We start from the raw sequence: 19346 nt of genomic DNA on the forward strand, positions 1-19346 counted from the left end.
CCTGGCCAACAAGATCAACGCAGCTTCAGCGTCGACAAACCAAACAGACACAACATCAGCGTGATGATCCAGAAGCGCACGACCACCTGCGTTTCCTTCCATCCCGACAACTCGAAATGGTGATGCAGCGGCGCCATCTTGAAGATGCGCCGCCCTTCGCCGAAGCGTTTTTTGGTGTACTTGAAGTAGGTCACCTGCATCATCACGGAAACCGTTTCCGCGACGAACACGCCGCCCATGATGAACAGCACGACTTCCTGCCGCACGATCACGGCGATGGTGCCAAGTGCGCCGCCAAGCGCGAGCGCGCCGACATCGCCCATGAAGACCTGCGCGGGGTGCGTGTTGTACCAGAGAAACGCGAGTCCGGCGCCGCCCATCGCGGAACAGAAGATCAGCAATTCGCCGGCACCCGGAATGTGCGGGAACAACAAGTATTTCGAGTACACCGAGCTGCCCATCACATAGGCAAACGCGCCGAGCGATGCACCGACCAGCACCACCGGCATGATCACGAGACCATCGAGGCCATCGGTGAGATTCACAGCGTTGCTCGAACCGACGATCACGAGATACGTCATCGCGATAAAGCCCCACGTGCCCAGCGGATAGCTGATCGATTTGAGGAACGGCAGCATCAGGTCGGCGCGCGCAGGCAAGCCCATCGACAAACCGCTTCGCACCCACGCCATGAACAGGTCGAACACACGAGCGTTGTTCGCCTCGGACACGCTGAACGCGAGATACACGGCGGCAAACAAGCCAATCGCTGATTGCCAGAAATACTTTTCGCGCGACGACATGCCGCGCGGGTCCTTATGCACGACTTTGCGGTAGTCATCGACCCAGCCGATCACCCCATAACCGAACGTAACGAGCATCACGATCCAGACGAACCGATTGGCGAGATCGGCCCACAGCAACGTGGAAAACGCGATGCCCAGCAGGATCAGCACGCCACCCATGGTCGGCGTGCCGGACTTGACCAAATGCGATTGCGGACCGTTCGTGCGCACGGCCTGACCGACTTTCAACTGCGTCAATTTGCGGATCACCCACGGGCCGCAAACGAGACCGACGAACAACGCCGTGATCGTCGCGCCAACTGCGCGGAACGTGAGGTAGGTAAACACGCGCAGAAAACTGGCGTCATTCTGAAGCCATTGCGCGAGTGCGAGTAGCATGCTGGACCTTCTTCTTCAGTGCGCGGCAGGCGTAACGCCCGCTGCGGGTTGGTGTGGACTCGTCACGGCGTCCACCACGCGCTCCATCTGCATGAAGCGCGAGCCTTTCACGAGAAACGTGGCGCCGGGTCCGAAGCCCGAGCCGGTGAGTGCTGCAATGAGTGAGGAGATATCAGTGAAATGCTGTCCTGCCGGGCCGAAGGATTTCGCGGCGTCGATGCTTGCATCGCCGAGTGCGAAGAGCGTGTCAATTCCCTGTTGCGCCGCATACGCACCCACTTCGCGATGAAACGCCGGACCCTGATCGCCGACTTCGCCCATGTCGCCCATTACGAGCACACGCGGCGAAGCTTGCGACGCCAGCACGTCGATGGCCGCGCGCATGGAATCGGGATTCGAGTTGTATGTATCGTCGATAACCGTTGCGCCTTCGATCGGCCTCACCGCCGCGCGCTTCACTTGCAGACGGCCCTTCACCGGCTCGAAGGCTTCGAGTCCGCGCTTGATGGCATCGAGTGACACGTTCGCGGCGAGCGCGGCTGCCGTTGCCGCCAGCGCGTTGCGTGCGTTGTGATCCCCGAGGACTTGCAATGCGACTTCGGTTGCGCCCTCCGGCGTTGTGACGTGCAGCGTCGCGCCAACCAGCTTGCCGGTCACCGCTGCAGGGGGTTGCGAAGCGTCCGTATGCAACGCGAAATCAAGGATGGGATTGCCCGTCGCGGCGACGCGCCAGATGCTCGCGTACTTGTCGTCGGCGGGAAACACGGCCGTTCCATTCGATGCCAGCGCATGAATCACCGACGCATGTTCCAGCGCGACCGCTTCGACCGTCGCCATGAATTCCTGGTGCTCGCGCTGCGCGTTGTTCACGACAGCAACCGTCGGCGCGGCAATCTTGCCGAGCGTTTCAGTTTCGCCCGGATGATTCATGCCGAGCTCGATCACGGCAAGCTTGTGCGATTCGTTCAGACGGAACAGCGTCAACGGCAAGCCGATGTCGTTGTTGAAATTTCCCGCCGTCGCGAGCCGGGCGCTTTCACCAACAGCGGCAGCGAAGATCGACGAGATCATTTCCTTGACCGTAGTCTTGCCGTTGCTGCCGGTCACCGCAATCAGCGGAATCGCAAAGCGCTTGCGCCAGCCGTGCGCCAGCGCACCGAGCGCAATGCGCGTGTCCTTTACCTTGACGGCTGGCGTTGCAAAGTCATCAGGCAGACGCGAAGCGAGCACGGCGGTAGCGCCGCGTTGCGCGACTTGCGGCAGAAAATTGTGGGCATCGAAACGATCGCCCTTGATCGCGATAAACAGATCGCCCGGACCGGCCGTGCGGCTGTCCGTCGACACACGATCGAACGCAATGTTTTCGTCGCCTGAAACAGTAGCGCCGGGAATTTCCAGCGCTGCATCGCGCAAAGTAAATAACGTCATTCACCACCTCCGCGCGCTTTCGTGGCGCGAGCGGCGAGAGCCAGGCGCGCATGATCCTGATCGGAAAACGCGCGCTTCTTGCCCATGATTTCCTGCGTGGCTTCGTGGCCTTTTCCGGCCAGCACGACCACGTCCTCGCGAGCCGCCGTGCGGATCGCCTGAAGAATCGCGCTCGCGCGGTCTTCGATGCGACGCGCTTTGGCCGCATCCTGAAAGCCTGCCGCGATTTGACCGATGATCGCAAGCGGATCTTCGCTGCGCGGGTTATCGCTCGTGATCACCACGTGATCCGAATTCTTTTCCGCGATGGCGCCCATCAGCGGACGCTTGGTTGCATCGCGATCGCCGCCGCAGCCGAACATGCAGATCAACTGACCGCCGCGCGTTTCTGCAATCGGCCGCAGCGCCAAGAGCGTTTTCTCCAGCGCATCCGGCGTATGCGCATAGTCGATCACCACGAGCGGTTCGTCGTTCTGCAACCGGCCGCCGAGACGCTGCATGCGGCCGTTCACCGGTTCGAGCTTCGCGATCTGAGCGAGCGCGGCGTCGAGCGGAACGTGCGCGGCCAGCAACGCGCCGAGCACGCCGAGCAGATTGCTCACGTTGAACTCGCCGAGCGTTGCAACTTCCACGTCAGCGGCGCCCCAGTCGGACTCCAGGTGAAACGCCGTGCCCGTTGCGGTTGCACGCACGGCGCTCGCGGCCAGCGATGCATCGGCTTTTACATTCGTCACGTCCGACGCGCCCTCGATGCCTTCGATGCCATAAGCAATCGTTCGCGTGCGGCCGTGACAGGCAGCGATCAGGCGTTGACCGGCGGCATCGTCACGATTGATGACGGCAGCCTTCAACGCAGGCCACGCAAACAGCTTCGCCTTGGCACCTTCATACGCGGCGAATGTGCCGTGATAGTCGAGGTGATCCTGCGTGAGATTCGTGAAGATCGCGATGTCGAACTTCGTGCCGTTCGCACGCCCCTGATGCAACGCATGCGACGACACTTCCATGGCGACGCCTTTCGCGCCTTCCGTCTTGAACTGCGCAAACGTGCGTTGCAGTTGCGGCGCGTCGGGCGTCGTGAAACCTGAATGCACGAGCTTGCCCGGCATGCCGCTGCCAAGCGTGCCGATCACGGCGGTCGGCGTACCCAGCGCGGAGAGCGCCGTTGCAAGCCACTGGCTGCACGACGTCTTGCCGTTCGTTCCAGTCACACCCACGACCAGCATGGATTCGGTCGGCTCGCCATACCACGCCGATGCTATCGGCCCGGCCAGTTCGTTCAACGCCTTCACGGCAAACGAACGCGACGCATCCGGCTTGCCCGGGAAGTTTTCCGGCTGATACAACACGGCGGCCGCGCCTTGCTTGAAAGCGGCATCGATATGCGGACGGCTGTCGGCACCGTCAACGGCGTAGGCAAAAAACACATCGCCCGGTTTGAGCGAACGCGAATCGGCATGCAGTTGCGCACCGGCATCGGCATGCGAGCGCAACCACGCCACCGCTTTCGCGATCTGCGCCTGTTGCTTGATCAAGTCGCTCATCGAACGACTCCCGGATGCGTTTTCGTATTCGCCGATACTTTCAGCTTCTTCGGCGGATTCGTGGTCGTCGCGTTCGGCTTCTTGATGTCGGTTGCCGGCGTGCCGGAAGCGGGGTCGTCGGAGACGACCATCTGCTTCACGGCCATGTCAGGCGGAACGTTCAGCGAACGCAGGGTATCGCCGACGATGGCCGAGAACACCGGCCCCGAAACCTGACCGCCGAAGTGGCTGCCGGCCGTGGGTTCATCGACAGAAACCGCCACCACGATGCGCGGATTCGGCATCGGGCCCATGCCCACGAACGACGCGCGGTACTTGGATTTGTCGTAGCCGCGGCCAGCGTGCTTGTACGCCGTACCCGACTTCCCGCCCACGCGGTAACCCGGCACGGCCGCATCCGGCGACGTGCCGCCCTTCGCCGTCACGGTTTCGAGCATGGCGCGCACTTCACGCGCGGTGGTCGGTGCAAATACTTGGGGACCGGTCACGGCCGAGTCGCCGGGCGTGCGGAAGATGGAAACCGGCAACACCTGGCCATCATGCGCGATCGCCGTGTAAGCGCGCGCCAACTGGAACAGCGACGCCGACAAACCATAGCCATACGACATCGTCGCCTGTTCGATCCGGCGCCAGCTTTTCCACGGCCGCAAACGTCCGGACACCGCGCCAGGGAATCCCACCTTCGGCGCTTGTCCGAGCCCGATGCTCGTGTACATGTTCCACATCTCTTCGGGCTTCAACTGCATCGCAATCTTGGTCGCGCCGATGTTGCTCGACTTCTGGATCACGCCACCCACGGTCAGCGTGCCGAAGCCCGAGTCGTCAGTAATGCGCGCGCCGTCGAGCACGAACTGGCCGTTGCCCGTTTCGACAAGCGTATTCGGCGTCACACGATGCAGATCGAGCGCAAGCGACACGGTGAACGGCTTCATGATCGAGCCCGGCTCGAACGTGTCCGTCATGATCCGGTTGCGCAACTGCTCGCCGGTCATGCGCGAGCGGTCGTTCGGGTTATAGGTCGGGTAGTTGACGAGCGCGAGCACTTCGCCCGTCTTCACATCGATGACAATGGCTGCGCCCGCCTTCGCCTTGAACTTCTCGACGGCCGCTTTCAGGTTCGTATAAGCGATGTACTGGATCTTGCTGTCAATCGACAGATCCACGTCTTCGCCGTTGTGCGGCACGACTTGTTCGTCGACGTCCTCGACGATGTGCCCCATCCGGTCCTTGATCACGCGGCGCATGCCCGGCGTTCCGGCGAGCACGCCCTGATCGCCGAGTTCGACGCCTTCCTGACCCTTGTCTTCAATATTGGTGAAGCCGATCAGATGCGCGGTGATCTCGCCTTCCGGATAGAACCGTTTGTATTCGCCACGTGTGTAGATGCCTGGGATATCCAGCGCAGCGACTTTCTGCGCGACTTCCATGGGCACCTGGCGTTTCACGTAGACGAAGGTCTTGTCCATCGACAACTTGGAGCGCAGTTCTTTCGGCGACATCTCGAGCAGCGTGGAAAGCTGGCCGAGCTTTTCCGCGCCGAGGTCGTCGGGAACGGCTTCGGGGATTGCCCAGATCGCCTTTACCGGCAGGCTGGTCGCAAGCACGAGGCCGTTGCGGTCCTTGATCTGGCCCCGCGTAGCAGGCAGTTCAAGCGTGCGCTGATAACGGCTCTCGCCTTGTTTCTTGAAGAACGCGTTGCCCGGACCCTGGATCCAGAACGCACGTCCTGCAAGCGCAACGAAGGCCATGAACAGGAGGAATACGACGAGCTTCGAGCGCCACATTGGGAGGCGCACGGAGAGAATGGGATTGGGCGTGAACGCGACGCCCTTGTTCTTCTTTGGCGTGGGTTTCATCGTTTCACCCCGCGTGCGGGAGGAGCCGACGCCGGCAGGGGCGCGGGCAACGGCGCGTCTGTTGCCTTCGACGTCGCCGGGTCATAGTTCAGATATTGCGTACGGCCCGTCGTGACGGGCTGCATTTTCAGGGACGTAATGGCCAACTGCTCGATACGCGAGGTTTTCGACAACGCGCTCTGCTGATATTGAAGCTGGGAAAAATCCTGCTGCAACTGACGCTCTTGCGACTGCGCCCGCTGCACATTGATAAAAATCTGCCGCTGCTTGTTCGACGAGCTCACCGCAGACAACGCGCAGCCAAGCACGACGATCAGCAGGAAGATATTCAGACGGTTCATGGCGCCGTCTGCTCTGTGACGCGCTCGGCGATCCGCATGACTGCGGAGCGCGCGCGCGGGTTCGCCGCAACTTCAGCTTCGGAAGCGAATACGCGGCCGAGCAACTTGAGCGGCGGCGTGGGAATGTCGGCAGCGCGGATGGGCAGGCGGCGATCGATCGCAGGCCCGCTTGCGTGAGCCTGCATGAAACGCTTGACGATCCGGTCCTCGAGCGAATGAAAGCTGATCACGACGAGGCGCCCCCCTTGCTCCAACAACGCCAATGCTGCGTCCAGAACTACTTGCAGCTCCGCAAGCTCTTGATTGATGTGAATCCGTATAGCCTGAAAGGTGCGGGTTGCCGGATCCTTGCCCTTCTCACGGGTTTTGACGACGTGACCCACGATTTGGGCAAGCTCGCCCGTGCTGACGAGAGGCCCAAGACGGTCGGACTCTGCCCGGCGAGCAACAAGCGCCTTTGCAATCTGAAAAGCAAACCGTTCTTCCCCATAATCTCTGATCACCTCCGTCAATTCCTGCACCGTTGCCCGCGCCAGCCAGTCCGCTGCGGATTCGCCGCGGCTCGGGTCCATTCGCATGTCGAGTGGGCCATCGGCCCGAAAGCTGAAGCCGCGGTCCGGATCGTCCACTTGCGGCGACGACACACCCAGATCCAGCAACACGCCCGACACTTTCCCAACTCCTCGCTCGGCAGCGGCATCGGCTAACGAGGCGAAACTCTCATGCACGATCGAAAACCGCGAATCCTGAATCTGTCCTGCCGTGGCGATGGCCAGCGGGTCTTTGTCGAAAGCGATCAGCCGGCCGGCTTCGCCCAACTTCGTCAGCGCGAGCCGGCTATGGCCGCCGCGCCCAAACGTTCCATCTATATAAGTACCGTCGACACGCGTTATCAGCGCATTGACCGCTTCATCCAGCAGCACCGTGCGATGCTGCAATTCGTTTTTCATCGCAGGGGCCATGTTCTTTAGCTCTGCGTCAAAACGTAAAATTCTTCAGCGCGTCGGGCATGCCCTGCGCCATTGCCGCTTTTTCCTTCTCCGCGTAAGTCGCGGCGTCCCACACTTCCAGGTAATTACCCATTCCAAGCAATGTCACTTCTTTGGCGAGCGTGGCCGCGGCACGCAATTCCGGCGATACCAGCACGCGCCCGGCGCTGTCGAGTTCGACATCCATGGCATTGCCGAGATATATACGGCGAACCCAGATTGCGTCCATGGGGAGTGCAGCGATTTTTGAACGGAAGATTTCCCACTCCGGGCGAGGAAAGAGCAACAGGCATCCATCCGGGCTCTTCGTGAGCGTGACCCGGCCTTCTGCCTGTCCTTGCAGCGCGTCGCGATAGCGAGACGGGACGGACATCCGTCCTTTCGCATCGAGCGATAGCGCTGAAGCTCCCTGGAACACTCGCCCTCTCCTCTCACGCCCCGGCGGCGCCACGACTTTGTTGGAATATTGCCCGAAAATCCGCGCTGACTCACACAAAAATACACTTTCTCACACCATTTCCCACTGTAGAGGAACGCTTTTCGCCGGTCAATACGATATGGCGTTTTCTGACTAAATTTGTTTGTTAGAACAATGACTTAGCGCAGACCGCTAAAGTAGGCTGAATTCTTGAAAACCGTTATGAATGAATGAGGTAGTGAAGGATGTGAAGGTAGTACGTGAAATGCGGCGGCGGGGTGGGATAGGATTTTGTTGCGCGCAGGCGCGAATAAGGAAATTACGGGCTTGGTTGAGCGCAGATCGGAGCAGAACATTCAAAACGCCTCTCACAAGGGCCGCGAGAGGCGCCAAACGATTAGACCGTACTGTTTAAATGTAGTACGCGGTGCGGGTCATGACCTTCGATGTTGCGCGCATTAGCGCCCGCACAAGGAACGGCAATTCGGTGCCGCCAGCTTGCGTCGCAGCGACAGCATGCGCCGCTTCATCGACTCGCATCTGATCGACGATCGCCCGCGACGCGTAGTCATTGACCGGCAAACTGGTCATGTGGCTGTCCAGGTGCTTCTCGACCTGCCGCTCCGTCTCGGCCATAAAGCCGAGACTCACGCGGTCACCGAACCGCCCGGCAAGGAAACCCAATGCCAGCGAACCCGTGTACCACAACGGATTGAGCAGGCTTGGCCGCGAGTCCAGGTCGCGCAGACGGTGCGCCGTCCACGCAAGGTGATCCTCTTCTTCGCGCGCTGCTTCCTCGAAGCCGCGTTTCAAGGGCGCTGAGTTGGTCGCAAGCTTCTGCGCCTGATACAGCGCCTGTGCGCAGACCTCGCCCACATGATTCACGCGCATCAACCCCGCTGAATGCGCTTTCTCTTCTGCGGTCAAGGACGTTTCCGCCGGATGCTCGGTCGCATCGCTTGCATCGACATATGCGCCTTGCGGCTCCGGAACCGGACGGGACATCCGGGAAACGCCGGTCATCGACCGAAGTCCACGATCGAACTCAGAGATCAATTCATCGAGTGTCATGTTTCAAAACTCCTGTTTCGATCTCCTGAGCGTCTGGTCGCCCGAATGAGTCGATCAACTTGCACGAAACGTACTCTTGCAAACCCGTAACTAGGGCAAACACGGGTCGCAAAATGCCGTAAGGCCTTGATTTTAGCGCATGTTGCGTAAACGTCACACGAGGGAAAGAGAGGGGCCGCTTTTCCTTTGTTGCCAAAAAGCTCTTTGTTACATTACGTTCAACTTCAATTTTGAAGTATCGGCAGGGACGTCAACACACTGGCGCTAGAACAGTGACCTTGCCAAACAGTTTCAACCCTTTGGAGATCATCAATGAAAAAGTCGCTTCTCGCTCTGGCTGCGTTGGGTACGTTTGCTGGTGCTGCGCACGCTCAGAGCAGCGTGACGCTGTACGGTATTGTCGATGCAGGCTTTGTCTATAACAACAACTCGGGCGGCCAAAAGCTGTACGCAACGAGCGCCGGCAATCTGCAAGGCGATCGTTGGGGCCTGCGTGGTACCGAGGACCTGGGCGGTGGCCTGAAGGCGCTGTTCGTGTTGGAAAACGGCTTCAATGCATTCACCGGTCGTTTGAATCAAGGGGGCGACGAGTTCGGCCGTCAGGCCTATGTTGGTTTGTCTTCGCAATTCGGCACGGTCACCTTGGGTCGTCAATACGACTCAGTGGTTGACTACACCGGCGCGCTGGAAGTCGGTAGCCAGTGGGGCACGTTCTACGGTGCGCACCCGGGCGACCTGGACAACATGAACAACTCGAACCGCACGAACAACGCGATCAAGTACACGAGCGCCAACTACTCGGGTATCACGTTCGGCGGTTTGTACAGCCTCGGTGGTGTTGCAGGTCAGTTCAACCGCAACCAGATCTTTTCGGGCGGTGTTGGCTATGCGCAAGGTCCGTTGACGTTGGGCGCAGGTTACGTGAACGTCAAGAACCCGAACTTTTCGTTCTTCGGCAACAACGCAACGTCGAGCGCAACGGCTTCGAACATGACCGGTTCGCGTGTGTACTCGGGTTATGCAACGGCCAAGACGCAGCAGATCATCACGGCTGCAGGCGCTTACACGTTCGGCCCGGCAACCGTCGGCGCAACGTACAGCAACACGCAGTTCAAGGATCTGGGTCAAACCGGCGTGACGGGCGCAGGCCAGGTCACGAACGGCAGCGCCAAGTTCCACAACGCCGAAGTGAACTTCAAGTATCAACTGACGCCGGCGTTCTTGCTGGGTGCTGCATACGACTACACCAAGGGCTACGGCGTGAACGACGCGAAGTACCACCAAGGCGTGATCGGTGCGGACTACTTCCTGTCGAAGCGTACGGACGTCTACGTCGATGGTGTGTACCAGCACGCAAGCGGCACGGACTCGGTCGGCAAGGCAGTGGCGCAGATCAACGGTCTGTCGGCATCGACGACGTCGAACCAGGTCGCAGCAATCGTCGGCATTCGCCACAAGTTCTAATAAGTCGTAATAAAACAGTTGTCTTGAAAGGCGCCTTCGGGCGCCTTTTTTTCGTCTCGCGCAGTCGTGCGAGCGCCTTATGCGCGTAAAAAAACCTTCGCGTCTTTCGATGCGAAGGTTTTCGATGCTGTGTGAGATTTCGTTGGCTTGAAGCGTCAGGCGTTGCCGTCGCGCAACTCGCGGCGCAGAATTTTGCCAACGTTGCTCTTGGGCAATTCCGTACGGAATTCGATCACCCGAGGCCGCTTGTATCCGGTCAGCCGCTCCTTGCAATAAGCAATGACGTCCGCTTCAGTCAGGTGCGGGTCCCGCCGCACGACAAACAGCTTCACCGCTTCGCCCGATGCCGCGTCCTTTACGCCGACGGCAGCCACTTCGAACACGCCCGGAAGCTTGGCCACCACGTCCTCGATCTCGTTCGGATACACGTTGAAGCCCGACACCAGGATCATGTCCTTCTTCCGGTCGACGATCTTCACGTAACCGCGCTCGTCCATCACGCCGACGTCGCCGGATTTGAAGAAGCCGTCGGGCGTCATTACTTTCGCGGTTTCGTCGGGACGATTCCAGTAGCCCGCCATCACTTGCGGTCCGCGAATGCAGACCTCGCCCGGCTGGCCGAGCGGCACTTCGCGGTCGTCGTCATCGCGAATGGAGATTTCAGTCGATGGAAACGGCAACCCGATCGTCCCGGTATATTCCGTGGCGGTCACCGGATTGCACGTCACGCACGGCGATGTCTCGGACAACCCATACCCTTCGATAATCGGCGACCCCGTTATCTCGAACCAGCGCTTCGCCACGGCTTCCTGCACCGCCATGCCGCCGCCATTCGCCGCAATCAGCTTCGAGAAATCCAGCTTCGCGAATTCCGGGTTGTTCAGCAACGCGTTGTAGAGCGTGTTGACGGCCGGGAAGGTGTTGATCGGGAAGCCTTTGAGCTCCTTGATCGTGCCGGGGATATCGCGTGGATTCGGAATCAGGATGCCCATGCCGCCGGTCCTGATGGTGAGGAAGCCACAAACCGTCAGCGCAAAGATGTGATAAAGCGGCAGCGCCACGACACTGATGAACTGGTCGATATCAGGCCGGTTCCTGCGTCCGGGTTCAAGCCACACTTCCGACTGCAGGACGTTCGCAATCAAGTTCCGATGCAGCAACATTGCGCCCTTCGCCACGCCGGTCGTGCCACCCGTGTACTGGAGGAAAGCGATGTCGTCCGGTCCCTGGCTGACGGGCTTGAGCGTTTCGCTCGCGCCTTGCCGAAGCGCCGTGTTGAAGCTCACGTGGCCCGGAAGATTCCATGCGGGCACGAGCTTCTTCACCTTGCGCACGACGAAATTGACGATCATGCCTTTCACGCCCATCAGGTCGCCCATCGTGGCAACCACGACGTGTTCGATCGCTGTGTTTTTGACGACCGACTGCACGGTATGCGCGAAGTTTTCGAGCACGACGATGGCCTGCGCGCCGGAATCCTGCAACTGGTGTTCGAGTTCGCGCGGCGTGTAAAGCGGATTCACGTTCACGACCACATACCCCGCCCGCAAGATCGCCGCGATCGCAACGGGATATTGCAGCACGTTGGGCATCATGATCGCGATGCGCGCGCCTGGTTTCAGGCCACGTGCCTGGAACCAGGCGGCGAGCCGGGTCGAGACTGCGTCGAGCTCGCCATACGTGATGGCTTTGCCCATGCAGACAAACGCGCGCTTGCTGCGATTTTCGCGGAAGCTCTCCAGCAGCAGATCGGAAAGCGAGTTGTAGCGGGTTGCATCGATTTCCTCGGGCACGCCTGCCGGATAGGACTTCAGCCAGATTTTTTCCATACGGCGTCTCCTTTGTATGATTTTAGAATGGTCGTGCGAAAATGTCTCTTGCGCATCGTAGCGGCTGGATCACTTTCCGACAACCGGGTTAGACGCCAGCTTCAAAACCGGGCAAACGCGTGCTTCCCCCTGTGCCGCCTTGCTTCTGCCTGAATTAGTAAACGGTCTCGACCTCCACGAGACAGTCATAAAATGTCGCAGAACCGCCGAGATCGGTCAGCGCCTGGCTCGTCACCTGATTCGCATTGCAACCATCGGGTGCGAGTTTCTTCCACCAGATCGACAATCCGACCACCACGCCTTCACGCGCGCGATCCGTTATGCGAGCCCGCGCTTGCATCGATCCACGATCGTTGAAGATGCGCACCGTTTCGCCGTTGGCAATCTGGCGGGCGTGGGCGTCGGCGGGATGAATATCGACATGCGGCTCGCCTTCTGTTGACCGAAGGCTTTCGACGTTGACGAAGCTGCTATTGAGGAAGTTCCGGGCCGGCGGCGAGATCATCGAAAGCGGATACCGTGCAGCCAGCGCCGGCGCGTATTCAGCCGATTCATACGGCGGCAAATAGTCGGGCACCGGCTCCAGTCCCGCGCGCTCGAGGCGCTCGCTAAAAAACTCGCATTTTCCCGATGGCGTGCGGAATCCGCCCTCCGCAAACGGCGCGTCCGGTAGCTTGAGCTGCGCCCAGCCGTTCGACTTCAGTGTTTCCCAGTTCACGCCCGCAAGCGCGGGGTCATCCCATCTGAATGCCTTCGATGCCACTTCGTCATCGGTTTCGAACAACGCGGGATGCGTCAGCCCCATCGCTTTTGCCAGGCCTCGGAAAATCTCCGTGTTCGCGCGTGATTCGCCCACTGGCGGGATCGCCGGCAAGTTCGCCATCACATGCGTGTGACCGTAGGACTTGTGGGCATCGAGATGTTCGAGCTGCGTGGTCGCGGGAAAAATGAGGTCGGCGTAATCCGCGGTATCGGTCTGGAAGTGCTCGAGCACGATCGTGAACAGATCTTCCCGCGCGAAACCCGTGGCGACCTTCGCCGAATCCGGCGCGACGGCTACGGGATTTGAGTTGTAGACAATCATCGCTTCGATCTTCGGGCCGAACGTAGTGTCGCCGGGATGCAAAAGTGCATCGCCGATGGCATTCATGTTCACGATGCGCGGCAATTTCGACGGCCATCTCGGCAACAAGTCGGGCCGTTCGAGGGCATTGACGTCAACAGGCGCCCAATTCGACGATGAAAGCAGCAACCCGCCCGACCGCTCGCGCCACGCGCCGGTAAGCGATGGCAAACATGCAATTGCGCGAACCGCATTGCCGCCGCCGCGCACGCGCTGCATGCCGTAGTTGAGACGTATGGATGCTTTTTTCGTCGATCCCAAAGCGCGCGCCAGATCGGTCACCACTTGCGCTTCGATTCCGCAAATCTCCGCCACGCGCGGGGGCGGATAGTCGTTCGCGCGAGCCTTGAGCTGATCGAAACCGAGCGTATGCGCGCTTATGTATTCATGGTCGATCAACCCGTCGCCGATCAGGACATTGATCATACCGAGCGCAAGCGCGCCGTCCGTGCCGGGCTTCAACGCAATGTGCTGATGACACTTCTCCGCCGTGAGCGAACGATACGGATCGATCGCGATCAGCCGCGCGCCGCGCCGCTTGGCCTCCTGCGCCCGCGTCCAGAAATGCAGATTCGATGCAATCGGATTCGATCCCCAGATGAGGATCAACTCGCTTTCCTCGAAGTACTCGGTATGCATGCCGAGACTTCCGCCATACGTGTAGCGCAAGCCCGCGGCGCCGGCTGCGGCGCAAATCGTCCGGTCTAGCCTCGATGCACCCAGCATATTGAAAAAACGCGCCGCGATGCTTTCGCCCTGCACGAGACCCATCGTGCCGGCATAGCTGTACGGCATGATCGCTTCGGGCGAACGCGCGGCTATCTCACTTAGCCGATCGGCAGCGAGTGTCAGCGCTTCGCCCCAGCCGATCGCTTCGAAATGTCCTTCGCCTTTGCGTCCGACGCGGCGCATCGGCGTCAGCAAACGATCCTTGTGATGCGTGCGCTCCGCGTATCGCGTCACCTTTGTACACAGCACGCCTTGCGTCGGCGGATGATCCGGGTCACCCGAAATCTTGATCGCGCGACCGTCCTTCACCGTGACGCGCATTGCGCATGTATCGGGGCAATCGTGCGGGCAGACGGCGCGGACGAATTCGGCGGGAGCGTTCATGGGAGATCCATTTAGAACCGGCGAAATCCGCCAGATGAGACAATTTTATTACGGTTGGCGAAAGCCGACGGTCTCGAACATCGATAAATAATCGCGGGCGTAGAATGGAACCACTGACGCGGATACCCGTGCGCACGATCAATTGTTCAGACAGGGGCTTTTTCCATGAATTTGATTCCAGAAATCGAAGCATCACACGAAGAAATCAAAGCTTTGCGACGAACGATCCACGCAAACCCGGAACTACGTTACGAAGAAGTCGGAACCGCGAAACTCGTGGCTGAAAATCTTGAACGATGGGGTCTCGAGGTTCATCGCGGGATGGGAAAAACCGGCGTGGTTGGTGTGTTGAAGCGCGGTTCGAGCTCGAGGAGCATTGGCCTTCGTGCCGATATGGATGCCTTGCCGATCACGGAACTCAACACGTTCGATCACAAATCACAAAATGCGGGACGCATGCACGCATGCGGTCACGACGGCCACACGGCCATGTTGCTCGGCGCGGCCCAACATCTGGCCAAGTATGGAAAGTTCGATGGGACCATCGTGTTCATCTTCCAACCGGCCGAAGAAGGCGGCGCGGGCGCAAAAGCGATGATCCACGATGGCTTGTTCGAGCAGTTTCCCGTCGATGCCGTCTTTGGCATTCATAACTGGCCGGGCATGAAGGCGGGCACGTTCGGCGTGACGGAAGGCCCATTGATGGCATCGAGCAACGAGTTTCGAATCAGCGTCAAAGGGATCGGGTCGCATGCAGCGTTGCCGCATAACGGCCGCGACCCGATTTTCGCCGCAATGCAGATTGCCAACGGACTGCAGGGAATCATCACGCGGAGCAAGAAGCCTATCGATACGGCCGTCTTGTCGATCACGCAGATCCACGCGGGCGACGCAGTCAATGTCGTCCCCGATGATGCATGGCTTGGCGGCACGGTAAGAACATTCACGGTCGAAACGCTCGATTTGATCGAACGACGAATGAAGACGATTGTGGAATCGACCGCGGCCGCGTATGAGTGCGAAGGCGTGTTGGAGTTCTATCGAAATTATCCGCCGACGATCAATGATGCTGAGCAGGCGCGGTTCGCGGTATCGGTGATGGAAGAAATCGTGGGTAAGCAGAACGTGAATGCATCAGTGGAACCGACGATGGGCGCCGAAGACTTTTCGTTCATGCTGCTCGCAAAGCCTGGCTGTTATGCGTTTTTGGGAAATGGCGAAGGCGAGCATCGCGAATCGGGACACGGCGCGGGCCCTTGCATGCTTCACAACGCGAGCTACGATTTCAATGACGACTTGTTGTCGGTCGGTTCAACCTATTTTGTGAAGCTCGCTGACAGGTTTTTATCGGCTCGTTGATGGGTGTTTCATATCCGAGGGAAGGATTGCGATGCGTCTTGCACTGCAATCCTTCCATTAACGGATGTAGTGGGTTCGGCTGGTCCGATCAATTTGCGCTGTAAACGCAAAAACCCCACCTTGCTGGGGTGGGGTTTTAGCGACTGCGATGAGATGCAGAGGATGAGGAGCCTGACGATTACCTACTTTCACACGGGTATCCGCACTATCATTGGCGTGGAGTCGTTTCACGGTCCTGTTCGGGATGGGAAGGGGTGGTACCAACTCGCTATGGTCATCAGGCATTGAGGGGGTGTTCAGTCGCGGTGAAGCGGTGCGACTGAACCAATCTGGGGAAGAAGTAGTCGAGTGCATGTGTTGAGCACGCCTCGTTATTACGGGTGAAGCTTGGGGTTGTGTTTGCTACTACTTATATCAGGCACAACACTGATCTCAACCGATGCGTGTACTCAAGACCCCGCGCATGGCGCGGGATGGGGCATCCATACGTGCTTAAGCACTAACGGCTGCCGACACACACTGGTTATAGGATCAAGCCTTACGGGCAATTAGTATCAGTTAGCTTAATGCATTACTGCACTTCCACACCTGACCTATCAACGTCCTGGTCTAGAACGACCCTTCAAGGAGCTCGAAGCTCCAGGGATATCTCATCTCAAGGCGAGTTTCCCGCTTAGATGCTTTCAGCGGTTATCTCTTCCGAACATAGCTACCCGGCGATGCCACTGGCGTGACAACCGGTACACCAGAGGTTCGTCCACTCCGGTCCTCTCGTACTAGGAGCAGCCCCCTTCAAATATCCAACGCCCACGGCAGATAGGGACCAAACTGTCTCACGACGTTTTAAACCCAGCTCACGTACCTCTTTAAATGGCGAACAGCCATACCCTTGGGACCGGCTACAGCCCCAGGATGAGATGAGCCGACATCGAGGTGCCAAACACCGCCGTCGATATGAACTCTTGGGCGGTATCAGCCTGTTATCCCCAGAGTACCTTTTATCCGTTGAGCGATGGCCCTTCCATACAGAACCACCGGATCACTATGACCTGCTTTCGCACCTGCTCGACTTGTCGGTCTCGCAGTTAAGCACGCTTATGCCATTGCACTATCAGCACGATTTCCGACCGTACCTAGCGTACCTTCGTACTCCTCCGTTACACTTTGGGAGGAGACCGCCCCAGTCAAACTGCCTACCATGCACTGTCCCCGACCCGGATCACGGGCCAAGGTTAGAACCTCAAACAAACCAGGGTGGTATTTCAAGGACGGCTCCACCGAAACTAGCGTTCCGGTTTCATAGCCTCCCACCTATCCTACACAGATCGGTTCAAAGTCCAATGCAAAGCTACAGTAAAGGTTCATGGGGTCTTTCCGTCTAGCCGCGGGGAGATTGCATCATCACAAACACTTCAACTTCGCTGAGTCTCGGGAGGAGACAGTGTGGCCATCGTTACGCCATTCGTGCAGGTCGGAACTTACCCGACAAGGAATTTCGCTACCTTAGGACCGTTATAGTTACGGCCGCCGTTTACCGGGACTTCAATCAAGAGCTTGCACCCCATCATTTAATCTTCCGGCACCGGGCAGGCGTCACACCCTATACGTCCACTTTCGTGTTTGCAGAGTGCTGTGTTTTTATTAAACAGTCGCAGCCACCAGTTTATTGCAACCCCTTCACCCTTTGCGCGCAGGCGCATCAAGCTACAGGGGCGTACCTTATCCCGAAGTTACGGTACCAATTTGCCGAGTTCCTTCTCCCGAGTTCTCTCAAGCGCCTTAGAATACTCATCTCGCCCACCTGTGTCGGTTTGCGGTACGGTCTTGTTAAACTGAAGCTTAGAGGCTTTTCTTGGAACCACTTCCGATTGCTTCTTCACCTAAGTGAATGGCCTCGTACCCTTGAATTCCGCGCCCGGATTTGCCTAAGCGCCTTCTCCAATACAAGGACCGGGACTTCCAACACCCGGACAACCTTCCGCGATCCGTCCCCCCATCGCATTTAACAATGGTGCAGGAATATTAACCTGCTTCCCATCAGCTACGCATTTCTGCCTCGCCTTAGGGGCCGACTCACCCTACGCCGATGAACGTTGCGTAGGAAACCTTGGGCTTACGGCGAGGGGGCTTTTCACCCCCTTTATCGCTACTCATGTCAGCATTCGCACTTCCGATACCTCCAGCACACTTTTCAATGCACCTTCACAGGCTTACGGAACGCTCTCCTACCATGCGAGATAAATCTCGCATCCGCAGCTTCGGTATATTGCTTAGCCCCGTTACATCTTCCGCGCAGGACGACTCGATCAGTGAGCTATTACGCTTTCTTTAAAGGGTGGCTGCTTCTAAGCCAACCTCCTGACTGTTTTAGCCTTCCCACTTCGTTTCCCACTTAGCAATATTTGGGGACCTTAGCTGGCGGTCTGGGTTGTTTCCCTCTTGACACCGGACGTTAGCACCCGATGTCTGTCTCCCGTGATTGCACTCTTCGGTATTCGGAGTTTGCTATGGCGTAGTAATCCGCAATGGACCCCACAACCATGACAGTGCTCTACCCCCGAAGGTGATACACGAGGCACTACCTAAATAGTTTTCGGAGAGAACCAGCTATTTCCAAGTTTGTTTAGCCTTTCACCCCTATCCACAGCTCATCCCCTAATTTTTCAACATTAGTGGGTTCGGTCCTCCAGTACGTGTTACCGCACCTTCAACCTGGCCATGGATAGATCACTTGGTTTCGGGTCTACGCCCAGCAACTGAACGCCCTATTCGGACTCGCTTTCGCTACGCCTGCCTTAATCAGTTAAGCTTGCTACTGAACGTAAGTCGCTGACCCATTATACAAAAGGTACGCCGTCACCCCTTACGAGGCTCCGACTGTTTGTATGCATGCGGTTTCAGGATCTATTTCACTCCCCTCCCGGGGTTCTTTTCGCCTTTCCCTCACGGTACTGGTTCACTATCGGTCGATCACGAGTATTTAGCCTTGGAGGATGGTCCCCCCATCTTCAGACAGGATTTCACGTGTCCCGCCCTACTTGTCGTACACCTAGTTCCACACATCCGCTTTCGCCTACAGGGCTATCACCTGCTATGGCCACACTTTCCAGAGTGTTCGGCTAACGGTCGTGCTAAAGAGTACAGGCTGATCCCATTTCGCTCGCCACTACTTTGGGAATCTCGGTTGATTTCTTTTCCTGCGGTTACTTAGATGTTTCAGTTCACCGCGTTCGCTTCACGTAACCTATGTATTCAGTTACGGATGACCCAGAAGGGCCGGGTTTCCCCATTCGGACATCTACGGATCAAAGCTCGTTTGCCAGCTCCCCGTAGCTTTTCGCAGGCTACCGCGTCCTTCATCGCCTGTGATCGCCAAGGCATCCACCACATGCACTTGTTCGCTTGACCCTATAACGAGTGCGTCTCCGAGACCCCTCCCGACTCCGAACCGAAGTTCAGCTTCGAGGGAAACCTCTTTCACACCGCTATAGGTTGAGTATTCGTGTTGCGCCGTATTCCAAAGCAATCTCTCGATCACTTTTTCATACATTGATACAATCACAACCCTGATTCACCTACTCACACACCCATCTCTAAGTATGCTTTCGTGAATCTCTTTACTACTTC

Annotated in this window: 12 protein-coding genes and 2 rRNA genes; 2 read left to right on the forward strand and 12 right to left on the reverse strand. The window is 58.3% G+C overall.

What is annotated here, in order from left to right:
• Window positions 1–14: 14 nt before the first annotated feature.
• The 8 genes from mraY to coq7 all read right to left on the reverse strand — a co-directional run bounded on the left by mraY (window position 15) and on the right by coq7 (window position 8831).
• Complete coding sequence (gene mraY / locus AXG89_RS03580) at window positions 15–1184, reverse strand: phospho-N-acetylmuramoyl-pentapeptide-transferase (RefSeq protein ID WP_062000335.1); 1170 nt, start codon at window positions 1182–1184, stop codon at window positions 15–17.
• Between the two features lie 15 nt (window positions 1185–1199).
• Window positions 1200–2612 carry a UDP-N-acetylmuramoyl-tripeptide--D-alanyl-D-alanine ligase gene (locus AXG89_RS03585; RefSeq protein WP_062168027.1) on the reverse strand — a complete coding sequence of 471 codons (1413 nt, stop codon included), beginning with the start codon at window positions 2610–2612 and terminating at the stop codon, window positions 1200–1202.
• On the reverse strand, window positions 2609–4156 hold the full coding sequence (locus AXG89_RS03590; protein WP_062168029.1) for a UDP-N-acetylmuramoyl-L-alanyl-D-glutamate--2,6-diaminopimelate ligase: 1548 nt from the start codon (window positions 4154–4156) through the stop codon (window positions 2609–2611). The genes AXG89_RS03585 and AXG89_RS03590 overlap by 4 nt, the downstream gene beginning before the upstream one ends.
• A complete protein-coding gene (locus AXG89_RS03595) occupies window positions 4153–6012 on the reverse strand; it encodes a peptidoglycan D,D-transpeptidase FtsI family protein (RefSeq protein WP_062168031.1) in 1860 nt (619 codons plus the stop codon). The genes AXG89_RS03590 and AXG89_RS03595 overlap by 4 nt, the downstream gene beginning before the upstream one ends.
• Window positions 6009–6353 carry a cell division protein FtsL gene (ftsL, locus tag AXG89_RS03600; protein WP_062000339.1) on the reverse strand — a complete coding sequence of 115 codons (345 nt, stop codon included), beginning with the start codon at window positions 6351–6353 and terminating at the stop codon, window positions 6009–6011. The genes AXG89_RS03595 and ftsL overlap by 4 nt, the downstream gene beginning before the upstream one ends.
• The gene (rsmH, locus tag AXG89_RS03605; protein ID WP_075358589.1) at window positions 6350–7315 is read right to left on the reverse strand and encodes a 16S rRNA (cytosine(1402)-N(4))-methyltransferase RsmH; all 966 of its coding nucleotides are present in this window, start codon (window positions 7313–7315) and stop codon (window positions 6350–6352) included. Before rsmH ends, ftsL begins: the two co-directional genes overlap by 4 nt.
• 16 nt (window positions 7316–7331) lie before the next feature.
• Window positions 7332–7760 (reverse strand): division/cell wall cluster transcriptional repressor MraZ, encoded by a 429-nt coding sequence (mraZ, locus tag AXG89_RS03610; RefSeq protein ID WP_062000341.1) that lies wholly within the window; start codon window positions 7758–7760, stop codon window positions 7332–7334.
• A 411-nt stretch (window positions 7761–8171) separates the two neighbouring features.
• Window positions 8172–8831 (reverse strand): 2-polyprenyl-3-methyl-6-methoxy-1,4-benzoquinone monooxygenase, encoded by a 660-nt coding sequence (coq7, locus tag AXG89_RS03615; RefSeq protein WP_062168035.1) that lies wholly within the window; start codon window positions 8829–8831, stop codon window positions 8172–8174.
• A 312-nt stretch (window positions 8832–9143) separates the two neighbouring features.
• On the opposite strand from coq7, the gene AXG89_RS03620 reads away from it, so the two are divergent.
• A complete protein-coding gene (locus AXG89_RS03620) occupies window positions 9144–10295 on the forward strand; it encodes a porin (RefSeq protein WP_062168037.1) in 1152 nt (383 codons plus the stop codon).
• 155 nt (window positions 10296–10450) lie between these two features.
• Here AXG89_RS03620 and AXG89_RS03625 read toward each other — a convergent pair whose 3' ends face one another.
• The gene (locus AXG89_RS03625) at window positions 10451–12124 is read right to left on the reverse strand and encodes a long-chain fatty acid--CoA ligase (RefSeq protein WP_062000344.1); all 1674 of its coding nucleotides are present in this window, start codon (window positions 12122–12124) and stop codon (window positions 10451–10453) included.
• A gap of 154 nt (window positions 12125–12278) precedes the next feature.
• A complete protein-coding gene (locus tag AXG89_RS03630) occupies window positions 12279–14360 on the reverse strand; it encodes a molybdopterin-containing oxidoreductase family protein (RefSeq protein ID WP_062168039.1) in 2082 nt (693 codons plus the stop codon).
• Window positions 14361–14525: 165 nt separating this feature from the next.
• Between AXG89_RS03630 and AXG89_RS03635 the strand changes: the two genes are divergently transcribed.
• Entirely contained in the window at window positions 14526–15719 is a 1194-nt protein-coding gene (locus AXG89_RS03635; RefSeq protein WP_062000346.1) for a M20 aminoacylase family protein, read from the forward strand.
• Between the two features lie 169 nt (window positions 15720–15888).
• Here the strand turns inward: AXG89_RS03635 and rrf are convergent.
• Together rrf and AXG89_RS03645 are read right to left on the reverse strand one after the other, a co-directional pair.
• Window positions 15889–16001, reverse strand: a 5S ribosomal RNA gene (gene rrf / locus AXG89_RS03640).
• A 245-nt stretch (window positions 16002–16246) separates the two neighbouring features.
• Window positions 16247–19127, reverse strand: a 23S ribosomal RNA gene (locus tag AXG89_RS03645).
• Window positions 19128–19346: the final 219 nt, after the last annotated feature.

The organism is Burkholderia sp. PAMC 26561 (assembly GCF_001557535.2).
GTDB lineage: Bacteria > Pseudomonadota > Gammaproteobacteria > Burkholderiales > Burkholderiaceae > Caballeronia.